This is a genomic window from Roseovarius sp. EC-HK134 (assembly GCF_902498815.1).
GTDB lineage: Bacteria > Pseudomonadota > Alphaproteobacteria > Rhodobacterales > Rhodobacteraceae > Roseovarius > Roseovarius mucosus_A.
Genome location: NZ_LR701544.1, coordinates 2,605,385 through 2,626,642 on the forward strand (window position 1 = coordinate 2,605,385; position 21,258 = coordinate 2,626,642).

Genomic DNA, 21,258 nt, shown 5'->3' on the forward strand with positions numbered 1-21,258 from the left:
ATCAGGCCGCCAAAAGCAGGATCGGCAGAAACGCGAGCGCCAAGGCCCCAAAACCGAAATCGCCGCCACCGCCACCGCTGTCATCGGCATCGCCGGCTGCGGCTGCGGAGTCTGGGGCATCCTCTGGCTCTTCGGCGGGGGGCGTTGTCGGGATCAAGCTCTCGCTGCTGCCGGACCCTGAACTGCCGGATTGGAAGAAATCTGCGAAGTTGAGGACATTGTCGACGACCTGATTGTCGCTTTCCTCGACGTCGATTTCGTCTGTCTCCTCGGGGGTGTCGGCGACCATACGGGCCAGTTCGGCGGTAAAGACGGGGTTGAGCATCTCGATCATCAGGATCTCGTAGGGCGCAAGGTCTGCGATCAGGATGCCGTCCTCGATCAGGTCTTGTGGATTTTCGTTGGTCACAACGGGTTCGGCAGTGGACTCGCTTGGGTTTTCGCCCTCAGCCACGCCTAGGCGCGTAATTGTAACGTCGCCCAAATCGCGCAGGATGCTCATAAAGTCCACGACCTCTTCGCTGGGTTGGTCGCTGGTCGAGGCAAGGAACGTGACCAGGCGATCCGGGGCATAGAACACATGCACATCCGCTGTTTCGCCCGACAGTTCCGTCTCGCGCCCTTCGCTTCCTGCAAGGCCGAGAGGGCGGGTGCCAGGCAAGGTTTCGTTCAACAGGCGGAACATTTCGCCGGGTACACGGATATCTGCATCGCCCTCGCCATCAGCCAGACCCGTGCGGCTATTCATTTGGAGGGGCCATACATGTGCCGCATCGACACCGCCCCAAGAAAACGCCTCAAGCACATTGAGCATCTCATGCGCTTGTTTCAGGCCGAACTCTTCTTGTGGGTCCTCGGACACCGAGCGTTTCAGGTTCCATTCAGTTGCATAAATATCCAGCCCCGGCATTTCCTTGAGCCAGGTGTCGGCAATCTGCGACAGTTCGAAATAACGGCTGTTGGGGGTGTCGGCCCCCTTGGAGTAGATATGGGCAACAACGCCGTCGATGGCGCTTTGCTCTGCGACGGTGTCGAACTCGTTGAGGATGATGGCATTGGCGACCTTGGCCCAAGCCACATCGCCAGAGGAATAGATGTATTCGTTCTCCGAAAGGTTCAGGTCATATGTTTCATTGAGCTCGGCAAGTTGATCTTCTCCCGTTCCTGAAAACAGGTTTGAAAGAGCGAACCGGCCATAATTCGTGCCCATCTGGACCAGAATATCGGTTTCCGAGAGATGCTCCGCGTCGGGGTGGCTGCGGATTTCGTCCTTGACGATGACGGCCATTTCCGAGGCGAGGCGGCCATATTCAAAGGTGTTCATGCCACCGCTGCCCCAATATTCATTGCCAATTTCGATGGCCTGAATATCTGCGGCTCCGTAGCGTCCGTCGAACACATCCTGCAGGAAGCTGCGCAGCGCGGGTTCGTCGATATCGGGCAAGCGATTGCCCTCTGCGTCTACCTCGGTGCTGAGAAAGTGCCGCGTGGGCAGAACGATCGTGACTGCGATCCCCTCTTCCTCGGCAAAGCCCAGAGCATCACTGATCGGCAGAAATGATGTTGCTTCGCCGGTCTCGGAGTTGACCACGACATCGTTATCCGGGTTGCGGATGTCGAAGTAATACTCGGTAAGGCTGCCGCCGGGGTAGCGGATATGTTCCACGCCAAGTGTGCGGGCAACGTCATCATAGGTGCCCTCGTCCCCAACGCGGTCCCTCAGGGCAAGCGCGTTGCCGCCGAAATGCGCCTGTGTAAAGGTCGTATCGGACAAGTAACCCGCTGAAATCGTAAATGGCATTCAAACCCCCGGCATCGATATTTGCCGCCAGAGCGTGCCGTTCTTCGGTTTGGATGGTCCGTACCAAGGCGGCGAAAACTCTCGCAGTCCTCGGAATTTCTAAAGAAAACAGGGATTTATGATACTACTCCGCCGGATAGGCGATGCTTCCGGATAGGGTGTTAACCATATTTGCGAGCTTGGTCCGAATGTTGCATTTTCCTGCCCCTCGGCACGGATGACCGAACGGCATGCTGGGTGCCGTCATGCTAAAAAATGTATCAAAAACAGGTCAATGAATGTGGCCGACCGGTTGGGTGCCAAATTGAACGCTGATTGAGCCGCCAGATGCACGGGTGAGACATTTTTGCCGCCGCGCTTGGTGCCCGACGCCAGCATTCAGAGAATCATCTGGGGTTTATCGGCGTTCGATACCCTCAACACCCCGTATTGCGCCGCCCCCGCCGCGCCTCTATATCCGGCGCCATGTTGGATACTCTTTCAAACCGCCCCGATCTTCCGGCTGAGATTGCCCGCCGCCGCACGTTTGCGATCATTTCGCATCCAGATGCGGGCAAGACGACGCTGACCGAGAAGTTCCTCTTGTACGGGGGCGCCATTCAGATGGCCGGGCAGGTGCGCGCCAAGGGAGAGGCGCGGCGCACGCGCTCTGACTTCATGCAGATGGAGAAGGACCGGGGCATTTCTGTGTCGGCCTCGGCCATGTCGTTTGATTTTGGTCGGTTCCGGTTCAACCTCGTAGACACGCCCGGCCACTCGGACTTTTCCGAAGATACCTATCGCACCCTGACCGCCGTCGATGCGGCCGTCATGGTGATCGACGGGGCCAAGGGCGTTGAAAGTCAAACGCAGAAGCTGTTCGAGGTCTGCCGGTTGCGCGATTTGCCGATCCTGACCTTTTGTAACAAGATGGACCGTGAAGCGCGCGATACGTTCGAGATCATTGATGAAATCCAGCAGAACCTTGCCATTGACGTAACCCCGGCAAGTTGGCCCATCGGTATGGGGCGCGATTTTGTCGGCTGTTATGACATGCTGAACAACCGTCTGGAATTGATGGACCGCGCCGACCGCAACAAAGTGGCAGAGTCGATCAAGATCGACGGGCTTGATGATCCGAAACTGGCGCAGCATGTGCCCGCAAACCTTATCGCCAAGCTGCGCGAGGAAATCGAAATGGCGCGCGAACTTTTGCCCGCGCTCGATCCGCAGTCGGTGTTAGAGGGCCATATGACGCCCATTTGGTTTGGTTCAGCGATCAACTCGTTTGGCGTCAAGGAATTGATGGATGGCATTGGCACCTATGGCCCCGAGCCGCAGGTGCAAAAGGCCACTCCGCGTGCGATTGCCCCCGAAGAAACTGCCGTGACCGGCTTCGTCTTTAAGGTGCAGGCCAATATGGACCCCAAGCATCGCGACCGTGTGGCCTTTGTCCGCCTCGCCTCGGGGCATTTCAAACGCGGCATGAAGCTGACGCATGTGCGCTCGAAGAAACCTATCACCGTCTCGGCACCGGTGCTCTTTCTGGCAGCGGACCGTGAATTGGCCGAAGAGGCTTGGGCTGGGGACATCATCGGTATCCCCAACCATGGCCAGTTGCGTATCGGGGATACGCTGACCGAAGGGGAAGCGCTGCGCGTGACCGGCATCCCATCCTTTGCGCCAGAGCTTTTGCAACAGGCGCGGGCAGGTGATCCGATGAAAGCCAAGCATCTGGAAAAGGCGCTGATGCAATTCGCCGAAGAAGGTGCCGCCAAGGTGTTCAAGCCTGCGTTTGGCTCTGGCTTTATTGTGGGCGTGGTGGGGGCGCTGCAATTCGAGGTGCTGGCCAGCCGGATCGAGCTGGAATATGGGCTCCCGGTGCGGTTTGAGGGCTCTCAGTTCACCTCGGCCCGTTGGGTATCTGGCGACAAGCTGGCGGTCGAGAAATTCACTGCCGCCAACAAACAGCATATCGCCCATGATAATGATGGCGACATCGTCTATCTTACGCGCCTGCAGTGGGACATTGATCGGGTCGCGCGCGACTATCCAGATGTCACGCTGACCGCGACCAAAGAGATGATGGTCTAAAGGTCGCCTTGGCCTAGAGCATATGCCCCGATTTTGCGGCCTTGGTCGCGAGATAGTGATGATTATGCGTGTTCTCGCCCAGTTTCAGCGGCACACGCTCGATCACCTTGATGTCGTTCTGCTCCATCATCGCGATCTTGGCGGGATTGTTGGTAAGAAGCCGCACCGAGGAAAAGCCCATCAGCGACAGGATGCGCGCACCGATGCGGAAATCGCGTTCGTCATCTTCAAATCCAAGGCGATGATTGGCTTCGACCGTGTCGAACCCCTGATCTTGCAAGCTGTAGGCACGCATCTTGTTGGCAAGGCCAATGCCGCGCCCCTCTTGGTTGAGATACAGCAGCACGCCGGCACCTTCGGCCCCCATCTGCGCCAGAGCGCCGCGCAGCTGAGGTCCGCAATCGCATTTCAGGCTTCCCATCAGGTCGCCGGTGAAACAGGCGGAATGCAGCCGTGCCAGCACGGGCACGGCGCGGTCAGGTTGACCGATTTCGATGGCGTAATGTTCCTCGCCACCATCCTCGGGGCGAAAGATATGCAGACGCCCCGCCTCTGACACGGCAAGCGGCAGGCGCGCGCTGACCACCGGATGCAGCGGGCTTGTCAGTTCGAGTTGCGGTGCCGCGGCTGTATCAAGCAGGGTCAGCCCATGACGGCGCGCGAATTCCACGCCTTCCGTTAGTGGCAGCACCAAGGCGGCGGGCAAAAGCCGCGACGATTTCACAAGGCTCAGCGCCAGCCGGTGTAGATCGACCGCGCCCCCGCGCTCGGAGGTCAGCGGGCCTTTCATCGGGCTTTTGAGATCATCCGCCGGGTCCGCAACCGACAAGATCCATCCCAGAGAGACATCGGGCGGAAGGATAACGCGCGCGAGATCATCATCATAGGCCCGCGCCTTGAGCGTGGTGGCCCGGCGCGCAGTAATCGCCAGAACCGGAGTGCCGCCCAATGCCCGCAGATCCGCAAGCCGCTGCGCCTCAAGCGTTTCGGCAGCCATGATGAGTGCCGCACCTCCGCGCCCGCTTAGCACCACGGGCACGCCCATGCGCAGATCGCTGCGTGCGCGCGCGGCAATTTCAGTGAGATCCGGTGCAAGGCTCATGCGGGGCTCCTGTTTATCAGTCCAACCGTGATATAGTCTTTTGTAATGAATGGAAAGAAACGCTCGCGCCGCAACACTAGGGCGTGAGTGGAATGTTGCACGTCTTGCCGCGACGCTGCTTGTACCGCATGTTCGACGAAACAAGAGGAAACCGAGATGGGACAAGTCAAAAAAATTCTTCTCGTGGATGATGACGACGACCTGCGCGAGGCGCTTGGCGAACAGTTGGTCATGACCGAGGATTTCGACGTCTTCGAGGCGTCAAGCGGTACCTCTGCGCTGAGCAAGGTCAAGGACATGATCTATGACCTTGTGATCTTGGATGTGGGGCTTCCGGATACTGATGGGCGCGAACTGTGTCGCCTGATGCGCAAGCAGGGAATCAAGGCACCGATTCTGATGCTCACCGGGCATGACGGTGACGCGGACACGATCCTTGGGCTTGATGCCGGGGCCAATGACTATATCACCAAACCTTTCAAGTTCCCGGTACTGCTGGCCCGTATCCGTGCGCAATTGCGTCAGCATGAGCAGTCTGAAGACGCTGTGTTCCAGCTTGGACCCTATACGTTCAAACCGGCGATGAAGATGCTGATCACCGAAGATGATCGCAAGGTAAGGTTGACGGAAAAGGAAACAAATATCCTTAAGTTTCTGTATCGTGCGACGGAAGGCGTGGTTCCGCGCGATATCCTGTTGCACGAGGTTTGGGGCTATAACGCGGGGGTTACGACCCATACTCTTGAGACGCATATCTACCGGCTGCGTCAAAAGATCGAACCCGATCCCGGAAATGCGCGGCTTTTGGTGACGGAATCGGGCGGCTATCGGCTTGTTGTCTAAAAGGCACGGTTCTTTGACCAAGATCAAAGTCGTATCTGCGGTTGAGCTTTAATCTGCTATTATCCGTTATGTGTGCGGTTACACACATGAACCTCCCTGTTGGACTGCCCCGGCCCCTGTGCCGGGGTTTCTTTTTGTTTTGGCGCTCGGCTCTGTCTGGGGCAATCGCGGCTGGAATCCTTGGACGCATCGCTTTAGTGTCCCGGCGAATCCGCACGGGAGATGCCAGATGTCCTTTACCCTCGCCACATGGAACATCAATTCAGTGCGTCTGCGTGAAGGACTGGTGGCGCGCCTGATGCAGGAAGAGGGGCCTGATATCCTCTGCCTTCAGGAATGCAAAAGCCCGGTTGATAAGATGCCGCTCGAGGGCTTTGCCGCCCTTGGCTATGCCCATGTCGTCGCCCGTGGGCAAAAGGGCTACAACGGAGTGGCGATCCTGTCCAAATTGCCAATCGAAGAGGTCGGGGCGATGGACTTTGCGGATCTCGGCCATGCAAGGCATATTGCGGGCCGACTGGAAAATGGTGTTGTGATCCACAATTTCTACGTGCCTGCAGGGGGCGATGTGCCTGACCGGGCGGTGAATGACAAATTCGGCCAGAAGCTCGATTATCTGACGGGCATGCGCGATTGGTTCCACGACAGCCGTCCCGAAAAGGCGATCCTTGTGGGGGATCTCAACATCGCCCCGCGCGAGGATGATGTTTGGAATCATAAGCAACTGCTCAAAATCGTAAGCCACACCCCTGTTGAAGTGGATCATCTGAGCGCAGTGATGGCGGCGGGCGGTTGGCAGGATGTTACGCGCGCCGACATTCCCGAGGGGCAGCTTTATAGCTGGTGGTCCTATCGCGCAGCCGATTGGGACGCCGCGGATAAAGGGCGCCGGCTTGATCATGTCTGGGCCACAGGCGACATCGCCACTTCGGCGCATTCCAGCCGCATCCTGCGTGGCGCGCGGGGCTGGGAGCAACCTTCGGATCACGCGCCGGTGTTCGCAACATTTGATCTTTGACTCCGCCCGCCACGCCCTCATATAGGGGGCAAATCTCTTAAGGAGGCTGAACATGCTGGAACTGGGTAAAACCAAAAGTGCCCCCGCGGCGGGCGACCTGATCAAGGATGTGTCCGAGGCCAGCTTCATGGCGGATGTCGTGGACGCATCGCAAACCGTGCCGGTGATCGTCGATTTCTGGGCCCCGTGGTGCGGTCCTTGCAAAACGCTTGGTCCGGCGCTTGAGGCGGCGGTGACCCGCGCCAACGGTGCGGTCAAAATGGCCAAGATCAATGTCGATCAGAACCAGATGATTGCAGGCCAGATGCGGGTTCAATCGATTCCAACCGTCTATGCCTTTTGGCAGGGCCAGCCGATCGACGGTTTTCAGGGTGCCGTGCCTCCGTCAGAGATCGAGGCGTTCGTCGCGCGTGTTATTGCAGCCGCCGGGGGCGAGCCTGAGGATGGTTTGGACGAGGCGCTTGATGCCGCCGACGAGATGCTTGAAACCGGCGCTGTGGCCGATGCGGCCCAGACCTATGCCGCAATTCTGCAAGAGGACCCGCTGAATGCGCGGGGCTACGCGGGCCTTGCCCGTGCCCATATGGCGCTAGGCGAGTTGGATCAGGCCGAAGCGATCCTAAACGGTGCCCCGGCAGAAATCAGCCACGCCCCTGAAATTGACGCCGCCCATGCGCAACTGGCACTGGCACGTCAGGCGCAAGATGCCGGACCTGTCAACGAGCTGCGCGCCGCCGTTGAGGCAGACCCCGCGAACCTTCAGGCACGATTTGATCTCGCGCAGGCGCTTTATGCCAACGGGCAGGCGCAAGAGGCGGTGGATGAATTGCTTGATCTATTTCGGCGGGATCGTGAGTGGAATGATGGCGCGGCCAAGACCCAGCTTTTCACCATCTTCGAGGCGCTCAAACCGAATGATCCGGTCTTGCTGAGTGGGCGGCGCAAATTGAGTTCGATGATATTTGCCTGAACCTATGCACGGACTAGGTTAGCGGCATGACACACAAGCTCGATCTTCCAGAGATCATCCCCGTCTTTCCGCTGCCCGGTGCGCTCTTGCTGCCGCGCTCGCGTCTACCGTTGCATCTATTCGAGCCTCGCTATCTGGCGATGCTTGAGGATGCGTTGAAAACTCCGGGTCGGCTGATCGGAATGATCCAGCCGAACCGGGTCCCGGGTCGCGCGGGCGGCACCGGTCTGCATGCAATCGGCTGCGTTGGACGTGTGACGCAATTCTCGGAAACCGAGGATGGGCGCTATATGATCACTCTGACGGGCCTGTCGCGGTTTCGCGTCCTCGAAGAGGTAGAGGGCTTTACACCCTATCGTCGGGCGCGCGTGTCGTGGACCGGCTTTGAGCGTGATTTGGGGCCGGTCGACAGTGATCCCGGCTTTGACCGCCGCGCATTCCTTAGGCTTTTGGCGCGGTATTTCGAGGCCCGCGAGCTTCAAACAGACTGGGATTCGCTGAAAGAGGCCGAGGATGAGTTGTTGGTCAATTCACTCTCGATGCTGTTGGGCTTTGAGCCGGAGGACAAGCAAGCCTTGCTTGAGGCGCCATCGCTCAGCACGCGGCGCGAGACGCTGATCACGCTTATCGAATATGTGCTGCGCGGCGGCGATAACGAGGACATCATGCAGTGACCGAAGACACACCGCCCCCCCCGGCCTTTGACCGGCGCATGCTTGAGGCGCTGATCTGCCCACAGACCCATGTTACGCTCGAGTATGACGCGGCGGCGCAGGAATTGATCAGCCGCCGCGCAAGTCTGGCCTTTCCGATCCGCAACGGCATTCCGGTCATGCTGATCGACGAGGCACGCAGGCTGGATTAACTTCCCCGCGTGGCGGTCAACTCAAAGCGCATATCGACCCCAAAACCCAAGGACTTTTCGTCCGTCACCCCGTTGCCGATGTTGAAATTTCGGCGATCGAGGGCAAGCGTGCCGATAGCCGTGGCGCTATCGCCGGTGATGGTCAGGTCAAAGGGCATCTCGACGGGCACAGATTGGTCCCGGATGGTCAGCGTGCCGCGCGCCACAGGGCCTGTTTCACCAGACATCAAATCAGCGGCAAAAATCGCAGTCGGGAATTCTGCGGTGTTGAAGAAATCTGCTCCCATCGCCTGTTGTGTGACCGAGCCAAGCGAGAGAGAGGCGATGCTGACAGTCACCGTAACATCGCCGTGTTTGCCATCTGCGTCCGGGGTTTCGGAATAGGCGATTTCGGCCGTCCATTCCTCAAAGCTGCCGGTCACGGCTGAGCCCATTTGTTGCACTGTCACTTGCAATTGGCCGCTTTCGACCTGCCAGTCACTCTCGACCGCCGCAAGTGTGGTCGGGCCGGTTTGTGTTGTGTCGAACCAGCCAAGCGCTGTCGCGCCCCCAAGTGTACCAAGCCAAACCGCCACGGCGGCAACCATGGGCAGCACAGGGTTGGGTTGCCGCGCGGTGGGAATCGCATCCATACGCCCCGGCAACATCCGGCGCAGTGTCGCATCACCATCCAGCAGGTGATGTTTGAGAGCGCCGCCCACATGCGCCGCAATCGTACCCACCAAGACCAGCACAAACACAAAATGCAAGGTTGAGGCCAGGTCGGACAGGGCCTCAGACTTGGGCACCAATGGCAGGTTTTGCCCCAATGGCCACCAGATCGGTGCAAAACCTGAGGTTGCAGCGTGATGCACCCAGCCTGAAAGCGGCACCAGCACCAGCGAGCCATAGAGCAACCAATGCGCGGTTTCCGCTGCCCAGGCCTCGAGTCCGCGATCCCCGTTGAGCAATCCGGGTTTGGGCTGCGACATGGCCCAAAGAATACGGGCCAGCGCCACAAAGAAAATTGCGACCCCGAGTGTTTTGTGAAGTGAAAACAGGAAAGTAGCCTGCGCGATCAACGGTTCAGTTGGGGACGCTGCCACCGCCTCGGCGACCTTGGTCGCATACCAGCCCAGCGGCAGGTTTGACAGGATCAAGAGCGCCGTGAGCCAGTGAAAGCCCTTGGCGATACTGCCGTAGCTGGTGGCGGAATTGGTGCGTTGCATCGCGAATGTCCTCATGGTTGTGGCGTCACTCTAGCGGCATATGTCACGGGCGCAATCGCCGCCCACGCACAGGGCCTCTGCGTCTTTGCGTGTCTATCTAGCCCCGTTTAAAACCTGAGCAAACTCAGGTGAAATTGGGCAAATACGTTGCCTTGGCCTGCGTGCCGATGTATCGGGAGGCACTTTTCAAGGGAGGGGCAGGCCATGAGCCGAGCATTCGTATTTCCGGGGCAGGGCGCGCAGGTGATCGGCATGGGCGCGGATTTGGCCGCCAGCTATCCGGCGGCGCGCGCGGTGTTCGATGAGGTGGACGAGGCGCTTGGGCAAAAGCTTTCGGCGTTGATCTGGGAGGGCGCGCAAGACGAGCTGACCCTGACCGAAAATGCGCAACCGGCGCTGATGGCCACCTCTATTGCCGCGCTGCGGGCGCTTGAGGCAGAAGGTGTGAACCTTGCTAAGGCGGCATCCCATGTGGCGGGGCATTCCTTGGGGGAATATTCCGCCCTAGCGGCGGCGGGGGCGATCAGCGTGGCGGATACAGCGCGCCTTCTGCGCATCAGAGGGCAGGCGATGCAACAGGCGGTGCCTGTTGGCGTCGGCGCAATGGCGGCCTTGTTGGGGCTTGATTTTGAAACTGTCCGCGCCGTGGCGCAAGAGGCGGCGCAAGGCGAGGTTTGCCAAGCCGCGAATGACAACGATCCGGCACAGGTGGTGGTCTCAGGCCATAAGAGCGCGGTAGAGCGCGCGGTGGAACTGGCCAAGGCGCGCGGGGCCAAACGGGCCATGCTCTTGCCGGTAAGTGCGCCCTTTCATTGCGCGTTGATGGCACCGGCTGCCGAAGTGATGGCAAAAGCCCTTTCCGAGGTCGCTATTCATGCGCCGGCTGTGCCGCTCGTGGCCAACGTGCGCGCGCAAGCAGTGACAGATCCGGCGGAGATCCGCGCGCTCTTGGTCGAGCAAGTTACGGGCTCTGTCCGTTGGCGCGAGTCGGTGCAATATATGGAGGCGCAGGGCGTCACCGAAATTTGGGAAATCGGCGCGGGCAAAGCGCTCTCGGGTATGGTGCGCCGCATCGCGCGTGACCTCAGCTGCCGCACCATCGGAACGCCGGATGAAGTCACAGCGGCAGCGGCCAGCCTGACCGAGAAGTGAGCCGCGTATCGTTTACCAAGGAAGGACAGAACATGTTTGATCTGACAGGGAAATCTGCGCTTGTCACGGGCGCTTCAGGTGGCATTGGCGCGGCGATTGCCCGTGCTCTGCATGGCGCGGGCGCGACCGTCGGGCTGAGTGGCACGCGGGTAGAACCGCTGGAGGCTCTGGCTGCGGAACTGGGCAGCCGCGCGCATGTCCTCCCTTGCAACCTTGGGGATGCAGAGGCAGTTGAGGCGCTTGCAAAAGAGGCCGTTGGTGCATTGGGCGGGCTCGACATTCTTGTGAACAATGCTGGCATCACCCGTGATCAACTCTTCATGCGGATGTCTGACAAGGACTGGCACGATGTGCTGGATGTAAATCTGACGTCTGCGATGCGCCTCTGCCGGGGGGCTGTGCGGCCAATGATGAAGGCGCGTTGGGGCCGGATCATCAACATCGGCTCGATCGTAGGGGCGAGCGGGAACCTCGGTCAGGCCAATTATTCCGCCGCCAAAGCGGGGCTTGTGGGGATGACCAAATCCATCGCCGCAGAGGTGGCCAGCCGGGGTATTACTGCGAATGTCGTGGCCCCTGGATTTATCGCCACGCCGATGACAGATAAGCTGAGCGACGATCAGAAGGCGGGGCTAAACGCCCAAATCCCGATGGCCCGCATGGGCACAGCCGAGGAAATCGCCGCCGCCGTTCTCTATCTTGCCAGCCCCGAGGCCGGCTATGTCACGGGGGCTACATTGCATGTGAATGGGGGCATGTCGATGTACTGAGCCGCGGCTTGATCGCTGTGGCGGTTTTGGGCTGAGTGAAAGCATTTGCCATTGCCCGCGCATATGCTATAGGCCACCGAGATTAGCCGGAGGGATATGCGGATTCTCCCGGTGGCCTTGGTATTAAGGCAGTCGAGAACCGCCCACTGGGGCAAAATCATCGCCACTTCCCGGGCTGGGCGGGGGCAGACAACGGGCAAACCAGCCCAAGACAAAACGAGGAACAAGACATGAGCGATATCGCAGACCGCGTTAAGAAGATCGTTGTGGAACACCTGGGTGTCGAAGAGGACAAGGTCGTCGACAAAGCCTCTTTCATCGACGATCTCGGCGCGGACAGTCTCGACACGGTCGAACTGGTCATGGCATTCGAAGAAGAATTTGGCATTGAGATCCCCGACGATGCGGCGGATACAATCCAGACCTTTGGCGACGCGGTCAAGTTCATCACCGAAGCGTCCTGATATCGCCCCCGCGCGACAGGCGAAAGCCCTGCCATCCGGCAGGGCTTTTTGCGTTTCAGGCGAGGCATATCACAATTGGGTGTGCCTGACGCGCAATCTGGTGTCTTACAGGCACCGTGACGGTGCCATGAGACCTGATTAACACGTCGTTGATACATCCCCTTCCGACCGCTTTGGCCCATCGCTTTGGCCACGAGCATCCGCATGCGGCGCGCAACAGGAAAGGGATATCCATGAACAAGGCAATCACCGACGGCATCGTTTTCATGCCGACCCCCTTTGCAAACGGTCTGGACCAGTGGTCGCGCGGGGATGGGCGACCGGGGTCTGACACCTATGCGAACGCCGTCGACGCAGCCTTTGTCCCCGCCGATCAGGATTTTGGTGGGGCGCTGGAATTGCAAAAGACCGAGGCTGTGCAGCGTTTGCGCTCGATGGGCGAAACGCCGATCTTACCCGGCTGCTACCTGCAAATCCGAGCGCGGATCAAGGCGATTGCCGGCAATCTGCCGAGTGTGCGCATCGCGGCCTTTGCCGGTGGGGCAGGGGGTGCCGCCCTGCCCGGGGTGACGGTGACCGGACCGCAGGTCGCGTTGACCACCTATGGCGCGGTTGTCGAGGTGACGGCCATTGTAGGCACGGGCACGCGCACCGGCGTGGATATGCCTTGGGGGCGCGCTGCTATTTTCGGCCATTTCGGTCTTGATCTGAGCGGGCCGAGCGGTGGCGTGGTACGCATTGACGACATCATCATTGAGGATGTCAGCCGCTTTTTCCTGCGCGATATCCTCAGCACGGTCGATGTGCGTGATTACGGCGCGATTGGCGATGGGGTGACGGATGATCATGCCGCTTTCGAGGCCGCTGACACTGCGGCGCAGGGCCGCGAGATCATCGTGCCCGCAGGCCAATATTTCCTTGGGCAAAGCACCACGATCCAGAACCGCATCCGGTTCGAGGGCACGCTCGTGATGCCGGATGCGGCCATTCTTGCGTTGACCAAAAACTATGATCTGCCCGCTTATATTGATGCGTTTGGCGATAGCGAACTGGCCTTTAAAAAGGCCTATCAGGCGCTTTTGAACAATCCCGATCACGTCACGCTTGATCTGGCTGGGCGCAAGGTGGTTCTGCGCGGGCCGGTTGATATGGCTGCGGCGGTGAACAACCGCTCCACCTATAACCAGCGCCACGTCATCCAGAATGGCCAGTTCACGATCCGGGGCGGCCCGGCTTGGGCGACCGATGTTGTGACTTCGCAGGCCAGCTATGACATTGCGAACCCCCTCCGGCTGACCAATGTGATTGACGTGGCCAATATCCCCGTGGGCGCGCTTATTGAGGGCAATGGTGTGGGCCGCGAGGTTTACGTCAGCGCCAAGAACGTGGCGGCACAGCGGCTCGACATCAGTCAGCCGCTTTTTGACGCGGCGGGCACGCAGGTCTTTACCTTCCGGCGGTTCAAATACCTGCTGGATTTCAGCGGTTTTGACGATGTCTCGCGCATGGTGTTCTCAGAAGTGGATTTCCAGTGCACGGGGGATTGCAGTGGCGTGCTCTTGCCGCCGCAGGGCTCTGCCAATCATTTCCGTGACTGTTTCTTTACCCGCCCCAAGGATCGAGGCATCACCAGCCATGGCGAGGGCGATCAAGGGATGATGATCGACCGCTGTCAGTTCATTTCGGACGAAGGGCCTCTGTTGTCGACCGAGCGGCGCAGCATCGCGTTCAATGCCAATGCCAATGACCTCAAGATCCGCGATAATCGCAGCGTTCTGTTTCGACATTTCGCCGTGCTTGCGGGTAGCAGTTCCCTGATCTCCGGCAATCACGTGTTTCAGGGGGATACTTCGCAAGGCGGCGCGCGCGTCGCGGGTTTTGTGCTGACGCGGATCAACAATCGCGGCAGTGTCAGCGGCAATTACATCGACAACTGCTTTATCGAATGGGTGAACGAGCATGATGCCGAGCCCGAATTCGCAAGCGAATTTTCGTTCAGCGCGCTCAGCATCACCGACAATGTTTTTCTGGCCGGCAACATGGCCCCTTGGTTCACCTATATCGTGGTCAAGCCGCACGGCGCGGGGCATTTTCTTGACGGGGTGACCGTCACTGGCAACACGTTCCGCACTATCGGCACCATTACCCGGGTCGAGATGGTCGACACGAGTTTTGCCGATCTCAACTATGATCGGGTGCGCAATGTCACCTTTGCCAACAACAGCTTTCACAACATCAATATCCCGGTCGCCAGTCCGCTGGTGATGCAGCACACCGAGGAAAGTGCCACTGCCACTTGGGAGGTCGAGCCTGCGCCACGCTTGCCGTTCGGTGCTTGGGCGCAGACGGTTGAGGCGGTCATTCCTGCCGGTCCTCTGCGTAATGCAGCGAATGCGTTGGTGTACGCGGCCCCCTATTTCGAGGCGCAGCAAGGGCCGAACCGGGATCGGATCAACCTGCGTTGGCCCAGCCCGGTTTCGGGATCGGTGGTGCTGCGTATCCGGATCGACGATCCGCTCTGACAGGTTCTTTGGGCCTCTGATGGGCTGTTAGAATGACCGCCAGAGGCCCAGCTTGACCCCCCGTTCGCCACCACCCGACAAAGGCAGGATTAGCCCGAATTCCAGGTGCGCGCCGGGCTTGGTCGCATGCACATAGGAGGGTGCGAAACGCACATAGGTCTGGCCCTTCGCGGGCTGTCCGGTTTGGATCTGCGCGATCACCTTGCCGCGCGCAGTGATATCAAGACCAAGGGTGATATCGCTTTCGAGCGTCATCTGCCCCCCGCTAAACAGCACGGCCCGCCCGTCAAACGCCGCCCAACCGTGCCGCCCCCAGAGTGTCAGCCCCCGCCCAAGCGACAATCCGGGACGCAGTGCGCGTTGCTCAGCTACTTCGCCCAAGCCCAATTCGACCGCGATCTTGACCTTTCGCGCCGGGCGTCCGACGGGCCAGCGGGCAAAGACGATGGTCTTGGACATTTGCAGCGCGTCGCCGCCCAGATCAACGCCTAGCGTCAACCGCTCTGTCGCGCCATATTCAGCATAGAGTGTAAAGCTCTGCCGTGCGAGGCCGGTTTCGTCGGGCGCATCAAGCTGTCCCGTTGCCGCCAGAAAGGTTTGCCCCTTGGCGCGCGGCCACGCGCCCGCCTCTGCCATGCCAACGAGCCATGGCAGTATCAGCACTGCAAAGAGCGGGCGTAATTGCATCGTCACCTCTGCATTAACCTTCATTAAAAAGGGTAAAGCGCAGGTTAAGATGGGCCGGGAATTTACCGGGCAGGGGGCGCGTGCTAGGCTTGCTCCCAAAAGGAGGTTTCCCATGCCCCATATCACCACCGACACCGACCATCAGACCGTGCTCACCACCTTTGAGGTGACGCCGGGCACCTGCCAGGATCTGATGGATTTGCTGACCGCCGCCTATCGTGACTTTATCTCGAAACAACCGGGATTCATTGCTGCGGGTCTGCATGTCAACGATGCCCAAACCCGTATCGCCAATTACTCGCAATGGCGCGCGCGCTCTGATTTTCAGGCGATGCTACGCAGTGATGAGATGCGCGCCCGCAATCGCGAAATCAGTGCACTCTGCAAAGGGTTCGAGCCGGTCATGTATGACGTGGTGGCAACCTTCGGATGACGCAAGACAACAGGCCGACCGACGAGTTGACACGCGAGGTGGCAGCCTTGCGCCGCGAATTGCAGACGCTGAATGCGCATCGCTTTATCCGTGTCCACAATTCCGTGCCGCGCATGTTGGCCTTCAGCTTGGTGCGGGGGCTTGCCGCCGGGCTTGGCACGGTGCTGGGGGCAACGGTGCTTTTGTCGGTGATGATCTGGGCCCTCAGCCAGATCGAGTTTTTGCCGATCATTGGCGATTGGGCGGCACAAATTGCGGCGCAGGTGCGCGACATGCAGAACTGAACCGGGCCTGATCTGGATCATGGCAGAGCGCTGTCCCCTAGGGGATGATGGGCCTATCCAATAGAAAAGGACAGCCCATGTATGCACATATTCTGATTCCCGTATCCTTTGATCAGGACCGCGATTCGAATGCAGCGCTACGTGCCGCGCGGCTTTTGGCGGGAGAGACGGGACGCATCAGCCTCTTGCATGTGATCGAGCAGGTACCGGGCTATGCAATTTCTTATCTGCCCCAAGGCTATGTGAACGAGGCGCGCAAGGCAATCGAGGTTGAACTGGCCGAAATCGCCGCCTCTTTGCCCAATGCCTCTGCCCATGTGGTCGAGGGGCATTCGGGGCGCACTATCCTTGACTGGGCCGAGGCCCACACTCCCGACTGTATCGTGATTGCCAGCCATCGGCCCGGTATGCAGGATCTCTTGCTGGGTTCTACTGCCGCCAAGGTGGTGCGCCATGCGGCCTGTGCGGTGCATGTAATCCGCTGAGTGGCGGGATGTTTGCGCTCTGGGTTGCACCGTCAGCGGTGCGACCCCACATGCCACACAAGGCAACAAAAGGAGAGCGCCCATGCAATGTCCAATCGACGGCACGCAACTGGTTCTGGCGGAACGCGCCGGGGTCGAGATCGACTATTGTCCACAGTGCCGGGGTGTCTGGTTGGACCGGGGCGAGTTGGACAAGATCATTGATCGCTCCGCCTCGGCGCCTGCGACTGCGGCACCAGCGTACGAGTCGCGCGACCAAGACGATCGCGGACAACGCCCCCGCAAAAAGCGTGGCGGCTTTCTTGAGGATCTCTTCGACTTCTGACGCGCGCCCTTGAAGCGCCAAGATGTTGGGGCTATGCGCAAGAATGGTAAAAATCCTGACGGCCCTGATGACGCTTGCAATCGGCGTTACAACTCTGATGCCCTCCACTGGGGGGCACTCACCGCTTCTTGGGCTGGATAAGTTGGCGCATCTTGTGGCGTTTGCCGCTTTGGTTATTCCGATCACGATGGCGCACCCGCGGAGTTGGGCGCTGATTTGGCTTGTGGCTTTGTCTTATGGCGGCCTGATCGAGATTGTTCAGCCGCATTTCGGACGCGGAGCGGAATGGGCGGATTTCGTGGCGGACGGGCTGGGTGCCGCGATGGGAATCGCCTTGGCGCTTATACTGCGTCGACGTTTACCCGCCTTTCGGCAGTAGTACTCTTGCAGTACGTGCAAAAAGAACCCTTTTAAGTCATCTTTTTTTCCTGCGCTCTGCAAAAGTTGACCTCGATCAAGTTTCACCATCTGGAAGCCGCCTAGGGTCGACACAGGCCCAATGTGTGGTGTTCGTTTTGCAAGTGTCATGAGTGGTTCGGGTGTGGGTATCGCGAACGAGGGTCTTGCCCTGAAAATGATTTTTATAAAGAGAACGCCATGATCACGACCCGCCGCCGTTTCCTCAGTATTACTGCTGCCGCTCTTGCGGCCCCCTCTGCCGCCATGGCTGCGCAAACTGCGCATTGGCAGGGTCGCGCCATGGGCGCACCGGCTCGCCTTGCCATTGCGGGTCTTTCCCCTGACGCGGCGCGCCCAGTCTTTGCGGCCATTGAGGCCGAGTTGGAGCGTCTTGAACAGATATTCAGCCTCTTTCGCCCCGACAGTTCCTTGAGCTGGCTCAACCGCTCTGGTCGTTTGGTCGCGCCCCCGCCCGAATTGCTCGACGTGCTGCTATTGGCGGATCGACTGCACCACGCATCGGGCGGTGTGTTTGATCCCACGGTTCTGCCTCTGCTTGAGGTCGGCACATTTGGACACGCGCGCGCCAAGGTTTTTGGGTTGATTGGCTGGGACAAGGTTTACATTGACCCGCGCGAAATCTGTTTTGCCAAGACAGGCATGGCGCTGACGCTGAATGGTATCGCTCAGGGCTATATCAACGACAAGATCGCCGACCTCATGCGTGCCCGTGGCTTGACGGATGTGATGCTGGATATTGGGGAATTGCAGGGTATTGGCCAGTGTCCCTTGCATAGGCCTTGGCAGGCGCGGATCTTTGCCACGGACGGGGCCTATGAGGATCATATCGTTCTGCGCAACCGGGCTGTGTCTACAACGCGACCGTTTGGCGGGCTTCGCCCCGGTGGGGGGGATCACGTTGTCTGCCCCGACGGGCATACGCCTTTTCACTCCATCGTCACAGTCTCAGCACCCAGAGCTGCTGTTGCGGATGGCCTGTCGACCGCGCTTGCGCTCATCCCGCGCGAAGAGACCCTTGCGGTCGTGGCGCAATTTCCGGGCGCACGCATCGAAATGATCCGCTGAGGCGGCTGTTGCGGGCGGTCAGGGTCTGTTGGTCACATGGTCAAGCCTTGTTTCGGGCTTGTTGATCGCACAGATCCTGACATGCAGCACAGGCCCGGATCGGCGTTGCGCCTTTGTGGTTCGATGGGTATCTTAGGGGCCAGTTTACCGGAACCAAAGGGCGGGTATTGACAATCAAGGTGCATCCCTTTGGCGATTATGCGCACCGTCAGCCCTTGGCCTACGATCCCATTCGCCGGGCCTGCGCGCCCGCGATTACGGTCACGGATACGTTTGATGCGGCGGATATCATTCTGCTTGCCCATACCAAGGACCTCGATCGCCATGCCGAGGCGTTAGCGCCACGACTGGCGGCGCATCAGCGCCTTGTGCTCTTGTCAGAAGAACCACTTTGGGATTGTGTCTGGGCCAAAGATCCGCTCACCCCTGCGCAGGTCGTTGAGACTGAAGCGGGGCCTTTGCCCTATGTTTTCCTCAACCATGTGACATCCGATATCTATGAGTTTGAGCGGATTCCCTACTTCCTTTTGACGGATTACGCCTATCCTACGCGCTATGGGTGTTGGTTCGCGGAAAACGCGCGTCTGTCACAAGAGGATTGGACGGCTCGGTTCGCTGCAGTAAAATGGGATATGGCCTTTGTCGCCGAATACCGGGACGAGCCGCGCTTTGATGCGGCCTTTCCTGAGGCCGGGTTTTACGGCCTGGGGCGTTGGCGGACACGGCTGGCATTGGCCTGCACCGGCGAGCGGCTGTTGCGGATGGGGGCCGGGTGGAATGTGCTGCCGCGCAGGCAGACCCTGCCGGATTGGCATCTTGAGAAATACCTTGATCTGCGCGGTCGCTGCGCTGTGCTTTCGGCGGTCGAGAACACCTATCACCGGTCCTATATCACGGAAAAGCTGTTCGACAGCCTCGCGATTGGCGCTGTGCCGCTCTATGTCGCGGGGGCGGATCACCGGGTTCATGACCTGCTGCCGCAGGGGGCATTTGTCAACCTCCACGGTCTGACACCAGAGGTGGCGGCAGAGCGGATAGCCGGGTTTACCGCCGATCCACAGACCTTGTCCGCCTATTGCGAGGCGCAGGCGCGGATGGCGGCGCTGTTCAACACGCCATCCCTACTTTGTGCGGAATTCGAGCGGTTGGCGCAGGCGTTGACGCGCAACCTTGCTGCGCTGATCTGATCCGGCATCATTTTCCGCGTGTGAGCAGGCGCCGTAAGGGGGCTGTAATGCGCCAACTGCGCGAGGCCAGAACAGCGTTTAGATGCGCCTGCGCTTGGTTCAATTCGGCCTCAAGTGTTTGGACCCTCTGCGCGCAGGCGGCGGTTTCTGCCTCTTGCTGTTGCCGTTCGGCATAGGCATGCTCCAGCGCGCGTTGCACCTGATGCAACTGTGCCAACAGGATTTGCTCGCCCGGTGTTGCCTGCGGGTTGGGGTCTGTATGCCGCGTCTTGTTCATGGCCTCTCCTGCAGATGCTTCGCGATCTTATGCCACTCGAATGGTGGCGTCCATTGTCGTGAGCGGCCCCTTGGCCAGTTGGCTTGCGAATCGCCGCGGACTGCCGCAGGGGATAGACCATGTCACACACCGTAACCCTTGATGATTTTACAGGCGTCTGGACGCTTGAGCGGGTCATTCAACATGAGGATGGCGCTTCGGCTCGGTTCAGCGGGCGCGCCGTCTGGAAACCGGACCCCAAAGGTTTGGCCTATCATGAGACCGGCGAGATGGTGCTGGAGACAGGCGCACGGTTTCTGGCTGAGCGGCGCTATCTGTGGTCCGTGGATATGTCCGTCTGGTTCGAGGATGGGCGGTTTTTTCACACTGTGCCGGCTCAGGGCGGGCCGACCGCGCATTGGTGTGATCCAGATCAGTATGACGGGCATTACGATTTTGCGGATTGGCCCGCCTTTACGGTCACGTGGCATGTGCGCGGCCCGCGCAAGGATTACCGGATGGAGACGCGCTATCATCGTTCAGACGATTTTGCGGATGCGGCGGCGCAGGCGCTTGGCTAAGTTTGCCGTATGACAGAGATTCTTCAGACCCGATTGCCCTATGATCCCGAGGCCGCGCATGCCCTGCCGGGTGTTTCCCCGCTCTTGATGGCCGACTGGTTGCAGGTCGATGAGGCCTTTGCCGGTCAGATGACCGAGCGTGCCCGTCTTTTGTCCGAGCAGCGCGCCGAGGTTCTGGCGGTCACAGACGGGGCGGGTCCTGCGGCGGACGAGCTTTTGCAATTTGTGCTGGATTGGTTGCAGGAATACGGCCAAGGCTATGGTGTTTCTGCAAAGCAGGTACAGCGCCCCGATGGTGTCATTGTGCCGATTGATCGTACCGATCCCATGGGGACTTTGGGGCATCTGGTGCAAGAGGATCTTTGCCTCATGGAACGGCGGGGCGACGAGCATGTTTTGACCGCCGCAGTTCTGTGCTTTCCGGCAAGCTGGCACCTTGCGGACAAGATTGGTCGGCCCCTGACGACCATTCACGTGCCGGTCAAGACCTATGATGAGGCTCTTGCGCGCCGGGTGCAGCGGCTCTTTGATGGGGTGCAGGAGGGGCGACCGCTTTGGCGGTTCAATGCCTTGCGCTATGCGGATCCAACGTTGCATCAGCCCCGATCAAGGGTGCAACCGAGCGCAGAGGCTGCGTATCCTTATTTGCGCAGCGAACGCCAATGCGTCTTGCGCCTGCCGCAAACGCGAGCTTGCGTGTTTTCGATCCATACCTACGTTTTGGCGCGCAAGGACGTCTGCTGAGCC

At 59.6% G+C, this 21,258-nt stretch carries 24 protein-coding genes; 19 read left to right on the forward strand and 5 right to left on the reverse strand.

Features of this window, described 5'->3' with window-relative positions; all coding sequences use genetic code 11:
• Position 1: 1 nt before the first annotated feature.
• A complete protein-coding gene (locus tag GC127_RS16520) occupies positions 2-1,801 on the reverse strand; it encodes a type I secretion protein (protein ID WP_199861273.1) in 1,800 nt (599 codons plus the stop codon).
• A 465-nt stretch (positions 1,802-2,266) separates the two neighbouring features.
• Here GC127_RS16520 and GC127_RS16525 point away from each other — a divergent pair, with 465 nt between their 5' ends.
• On the forward strand, positions 2,267-3,874 hold the full coding sequence (locus GC127_RS16525; RefSeq protein WP_008282331.1) for a peptide chain release factor 3: 1,608 nt from the start codon (positions 2,267-2,269) through the stop codon (positions 3,872-3,874).
• Between the two features lie 13 nt (positions 3,875-3,887).
• On the opposite strand, the gene ribA is transcribed toward GC127_RS16525, so the two are convergent.
• A complete protein-coding gene (gene ribA / locus GC127_RS16530) occupies positions 3,888-4,976 on the reverse strand; it encodes a GTP cyclohydrolase II (protein ID WP_151979048.1) in 1,089 nt (362 codons plus the stop codon).
• Between the two features lie 156 nt (positions 4,977-5,132).
• Here ribA and GC127_RS16535 point away from each other — a divergent pair, with 156 nt between their 5' ends.
• From GC127_RS16535 to GC127_RS16555, 5 genes are all read left to right on the forward strand, one after another.
• On the forward strand, positions 5,133-5,819 hold the full coding sequence (locus GC127_RS16535) for a response regulator transcription factor (protein ID WP_081506428.1): 687 nt from the start codon (positions 5,133-5,135) through the stop codon (positions 5,817-5,819).
• 229 nt (positions 5,820-6,048) lie between these two features.
• Entirely contained in the window at positions 6,049-6,837 is a 789-nt protein-coding gene (locus tag GC127_RS16540; RefSeq protein ID WP_008282328.1) for an exodeoxyribonuclease III, read from the forward strand.
• A 52-nt stretch (positions 6,838-6,889) separates the two neighbouring features.
• Entirely contained in the window at positions 6,890-7,807 is a 918-nt protein-coding gene (locus tag GC127_RS16545; RefSeq protein WP_151979049.1) for a co-chaperone YbbN, read from the forward strand.
• A 26-nt stretch (positions 7,808-7,833) separates the two neighbouring features.
• The gene (locus GC127_RS16550) at positions 7,834-8,481 is read left to right on the forward strand and encodes an LON peptidase substrate-binding domain-containing protein (protein ID WP_081506425.1); all 648 of its coding nucleotides are present in this window, start codon (positions 7,834-7,836) and stop codon (positions 8,479-8,481) included.
• Positions 8,478-8,672: a Trm112 family protein gene (locus GC127_RS16555; protein ID WP_008282325.1), complete on the forward strand. Its 195-nt coding sequence runs from the start codon at positions 8,478-8,480 to the stop codon at positions 8,670-8,672. Before GC127_RS16550 ends, GC127_RS16555 begins: the two co-directional genes overlap by 4 nt.
• Here GC127_RS16555 and GC127_RS16560 read toward each other — a convergent pair.
• Positions 8,669-9,880 (reverse strand): cytochrome b/b6 domain-containing protein, encoded by a 1,212-nt coding sequence (locus GC127_RS16560; RefSeq protein WP_151979050.1) that lies wholly within the window; start codon positions 9,878-9,880, stop codon positions 8,669-8,671. The two genes, GC127_RS16555 and GC127_RS16560, sit on opposite strands and share 4 nt — an antisense overlap.
• A gap of 204 nt (positions 9,881-10,084) precedes the next feature.
• Here GC127_RS16560 and fabD point away from each other — a divergent pair, with 204 nt between their 5' ends.
• The 4 genes from fabD to GC127_RS16580 all read left to right on the forward strand — a co-directional run bounded on the left by fabD (position 10,085) and on the right by GC127_RS16580 (position 14,788).
• Complete coding sequence (fabD, locus tag GC127_RS16565; RefSeq protein WP_151979051.1) at positions 10,085-11,032, forward strand: ACP S-malonyltransferase; 948 nt, start codon at positions 10,085-10,087, stop codon at positions 11,030-11,032.
• Positions 11,033-11,064: 32 nt separating this feature from the next.
• Positions 11,065-11,802 (forward strand): 3-oxoacyl-[acyl-carrier-protein] reductase, encoded by a 738-nt coding sequence (gene fabG, locus GC127_RS16570; RefSeq protein WP_008282322.1) that lies wholly within the window; start codon positions 11,065-11,067, stop codon positions 11,800-11,802.
• Between the two features lie 230 nt (positions 11,803-12,032).
• Positions 12,033-12,266 (forward strand): acyl carrier protein, encoded by a 234-nt coding sequence (locus tag GC127_RS16575; RefSeq protein ID WP_008282321.1) that lies wholly within the window; start codon positions 12,033-12,035, stop codon positions 12,264-12,266.
• 233 nt (positions 12,267-12,499) lie between these two features.
• Positions 12,500-14,788, forward strand: coding sequence for a glycosyl hydrolase family 28-related protein (locus GC127_RS16580; protein WP_151979052.1), 2,289 nt, complete (start codon positions 12,500-12,502; stop codon positions 14,786-14,788).
• Between the two features lie 27 nt (positions 14,789-14,815).
• Here GC127_RS16580 and GC127_RS16585 read toward each other — a convergent pair whose 3' ends face one another.
• Positions 14,816-15,475: a hypothetical protein gene (locus GC127_RS16585; protein WP_254700148.1), complete on the reverse strand. Its 660-nt coding sequence runs from the start codon at positions 15,473-15,475 to the stop codon at positions 14,816-14,818.
• A 112-nt stretch (positions 15,476-15,587) separates the two neighbouring features.
• On the opposite strand from GC127_RS16585, the gene GC127_RS16590 reads away from it, so the two are divergent.
• From GC127_RS16590 to GC127_RS16620, 7 genes are all read left to right on the forward strand, one after another.
• Entirely contained in the window at positions 15,588-15,908 is a 321-nt protein-coding gene (locus tag GC127_RS16590; RefSeq protein WP_151979054.1) for an antibiotic biosynthesis monooxygenase, read from the forward strand.
• Positions 15,905-16,192 carry a DUF5665 domain-containing protein gene (locus GC127_RS16595; RefSeq protein ID WP_008282317.1) on the forward strand — a complete coding sequence of 96 codons (288 nt, stop codon included), beginning with the start codon at positions 15,905-15,907 and terminating at the stop codon, positions 16,190-16,192. The genes GC127_RS16590 and GC127_RS16595 overlap by 4 nt, the downstream gene beginning before the upstream one ends.
• 77 nt (positions 16,193-16,269) lie before the next feature.
• Positions 16,270-16,677 (forward strand): universal stress protein, encoded by a 408-nt coding sequence (locus GC127_RS16600; protein ID WP_151979055.1) that lies wholly within the window; start codon positions 16,270-16,272, stop codon positions 16,675-16,677.
• An 82-nt stretch (positions 16,678-16,759) separates the two neighbouring features.
• Positions 16,760-17,002: a zf-TFIIB domain-containing protein gene (locus GC127_RS16605; RefSeq protein WP_008282315.1), complete on the forward strand. Its 243-nt coding sequence runs from the start codon at positions 16,760-16,762 to the stop codon at positions 17,000-17,002.
• A gap of 67 nt (positions 17,003-17,069) precedes the next feature.
• Complete coding sequence (locus GC127_RS16610) at positions 17,070-17,381, forward strand: VanZ family protein (RefSeq protein WP_254700149.1); 312 nt, start codon at positions 17,070-17,072, stop codon at positions 17,379-17,381.
• A 218-nt stretch (positions 17,382-17,599) separates the two neighbouring features.
• Positions 17,600-18,487, forward strand: a complete 888-nt coding sequence (locus tag GC127_RS16615) for an FAD:protein FMN transferase (RefSeq protein WP_151979057.1) — start codon at positions 17,600-17,602, stop codon at positions 18,485-18,487.
• A gap of 167 nt (positions 18,488-18,654) precedes the next feature.
• A complete protein-coding gene (locus GC127_RS16620; protein ID WP_151979058.1) occupies positions 18,655-19,674 on the forward strand; it encodes a glycosyltransferase family 10 in 1,020 nt (339 codons plus the stop codon).
• 7 nt (positions 19,675-19,681) lie between these two features.
• Here GC127_RS16620 and GC127_RS16625 read toward each other — a convergent pair whose 3' ends face one another.
• On the reverse strand, positions 19,682-19,951 hold the full coding sequence (locus GC127_RS16625; protein ID WP_151979059.1) for a hypothetical protein: 270 nt from the start codon (positions 19,949-19,951) through the stop codon (positions 19,682-19,684).
• A 119-nt stretch (positions 19,952-20,070) separates the two neighbouring features.
• On the opposite strand from GC127_RS16625, the gene GC127_RS16630 reads away from it, so the two are divergent.
• Together GC127_RS16630 and GC127_RS16635 are read left to right on the forward strand one after the other, a co-directional pair.
• Positions 20,071-20,511 carry a DUF6314 family protein gene (locus GC127_RS16630; protein WP_151979060.1) on the forward strand — a complete coding sequence of 147 codons (441 nt, stop codon included), beginning with the start codon at positions 20,071-20,073 and terminating at the stop codon, positions 20,509-20,511.
• 9 nt (positions 20,512-20,520) lie between these two features.
• Positions 20,521-21,255, forward strand: a complete 735-nt coding sequence (locus GC127_RS16635; RefSeq protein ID WP_151979061.1) for a DUF3445 domain-containing protein — start codon at positions 20,521-20,523, stop codon at positions 21,253-21,255.
• Positions 21,256-21,258: the final 3 nt, after the last annotated feature.

Coding starts and splice junctions, on each gene's coding strand:
- GC127_RS16575 (WP_008282321.1), top strand. CDS start 12,033: ATGAGCGATATCGCAGACCGCGTTAAGAAGATCGTTGTGGAACACCTG.
- GC127_RS16580 (WP_151979052.1), top strand. CDS start 12,500: ATGAACAAGGCAATCACCGACGGCATCGTTTTCATGCCGACCCCCTTT.
- GC127_RS16560 (WP_151979050.1), bottom strand. CDS start 9,880: ATGCAACGCACCAATTCCGCCACCAGCTACGGCAGTATCGCCAAGGGC.
- GC127_RS16590 (WP_151979054.1), top strand. CDS start 15,588: ATGCCCCATATCACCACCGACACCGACCATCAGACCGTGCTCACCACC.
- ribA (WP_151979048.1), bottom strand. CDS start 4,976: ATGAGCCTTGCACCGGATCTCACTGAAATTGCCGCGCGCGCACGCAGC.
- GC127_RS16610 (WP_254700149.1), top strand. CDS start 17,070: ATGACGCTTGCAATCGGCGTTACAACTCTGATGCCCTCCACTGGGGGG.
- GC127_RS16540 (WP_008282328.1), top strand. CDS start 6,049: ATGTCCTTTACCCTCGCCACATGGAACATCAATTCAGTGCGTCTGCGT.
- GC127_RS16525 (WP_008282331.1), top strand. CDS start 2,267: ATGTTGGATACTCTTTCAAACCGCCCCGATCTTCCGGCTGAGATTGCC.
- GC127_RS16550 (WP_081506425.1), top strand. CDS start 7,834: ATGACACACAAGCTCGATCTTCCAGAGATCATCCCCGTCTTTCCGCTG.
- GC127_RS16545 (WP_151979049.1), top strand. CDS start 6,890: ATGCTGGAACTGGGTAAAACCAAAAGTGCCCCCGCGGCGGGCGACCTG.
- GC127_RS16615 (WP_151979057.1), top strand. CDS start 17,600: ATGATCACGACCCGCCGCCGTTTCCTCAGTATTACTGCTGCCGCTCTT.
- GC127_RS16600 (WP_151979055.1), top strand. CDS start 16,270: ATGTATGCACATATTCTGATTCCCGTATCCTTTGATCAGGACCGCGAT.
- GC127_RS16635 (WP_151979061.1), top strand. CDS start 20,521: ATGACAGAGATTCTTCAGACCCGATTGCCCTATGATCCCGAGGCCGCG.
- fabD (WP_151979051.1), top strand. CDS start 10,085: ATGAGCCGAGCATTCGTATTTCCGGGGCAGGGCGCGCAGGTGATCGGC.
- GC127_RS16630 (WP_151979060.1), top strand. CDS start 20,071: ATGTCACACACCGTAACCCTTGATGATTTTACAGGCGTCTGGACGCTT.
- fabG (WP_008282322.1), top strand. CDS start 11,065: ATGTTTGATCTGACAGGGAAATCTGCGCTTGTCACGGGCGCTTCAGGT.
- GC127_RS16535 (WP_081506428.1), top strand. CDS start 5,133: ATGGGACAAGTCAAAAAAATTCTTCTCGTGGATGATGACGACGACCTG.
- GC127_RS16520 (WP_199861273.1), bottom strand. CDS start 1,801: ATGCCATTTACGATTTCAGCGGGTTACTTGTCCGATACGACCTTTACA.
- GC127_RS16595 (WP_008282317.1), top strand. CDS start 15,905: ATGACGCAAGACAACAGGCCGACCGACGAGTTGACACGCGAGGTGGCA.
- GC127_RS16585 (WP_254700148.1), bottom strand. CDS start 15,475: ATGCAATTACGCCCGCTCTTTGCAGTGCTGATACTGCCATGGCTCGTT.
- GC127_RS16625 (WP_151979059.1), bottom strand. CDS start 19,951: ATGAACAAGACGCGGCATACAGACCCCAACCCGCAGGCAACACCGGGC.
- GC127_RS16605 (WP_008282315.1), top strand. CDS start 16,760: ATGCAATGTCCAATCGACGGCACGCAACTGGTTCTGGCGGAACGCGCC.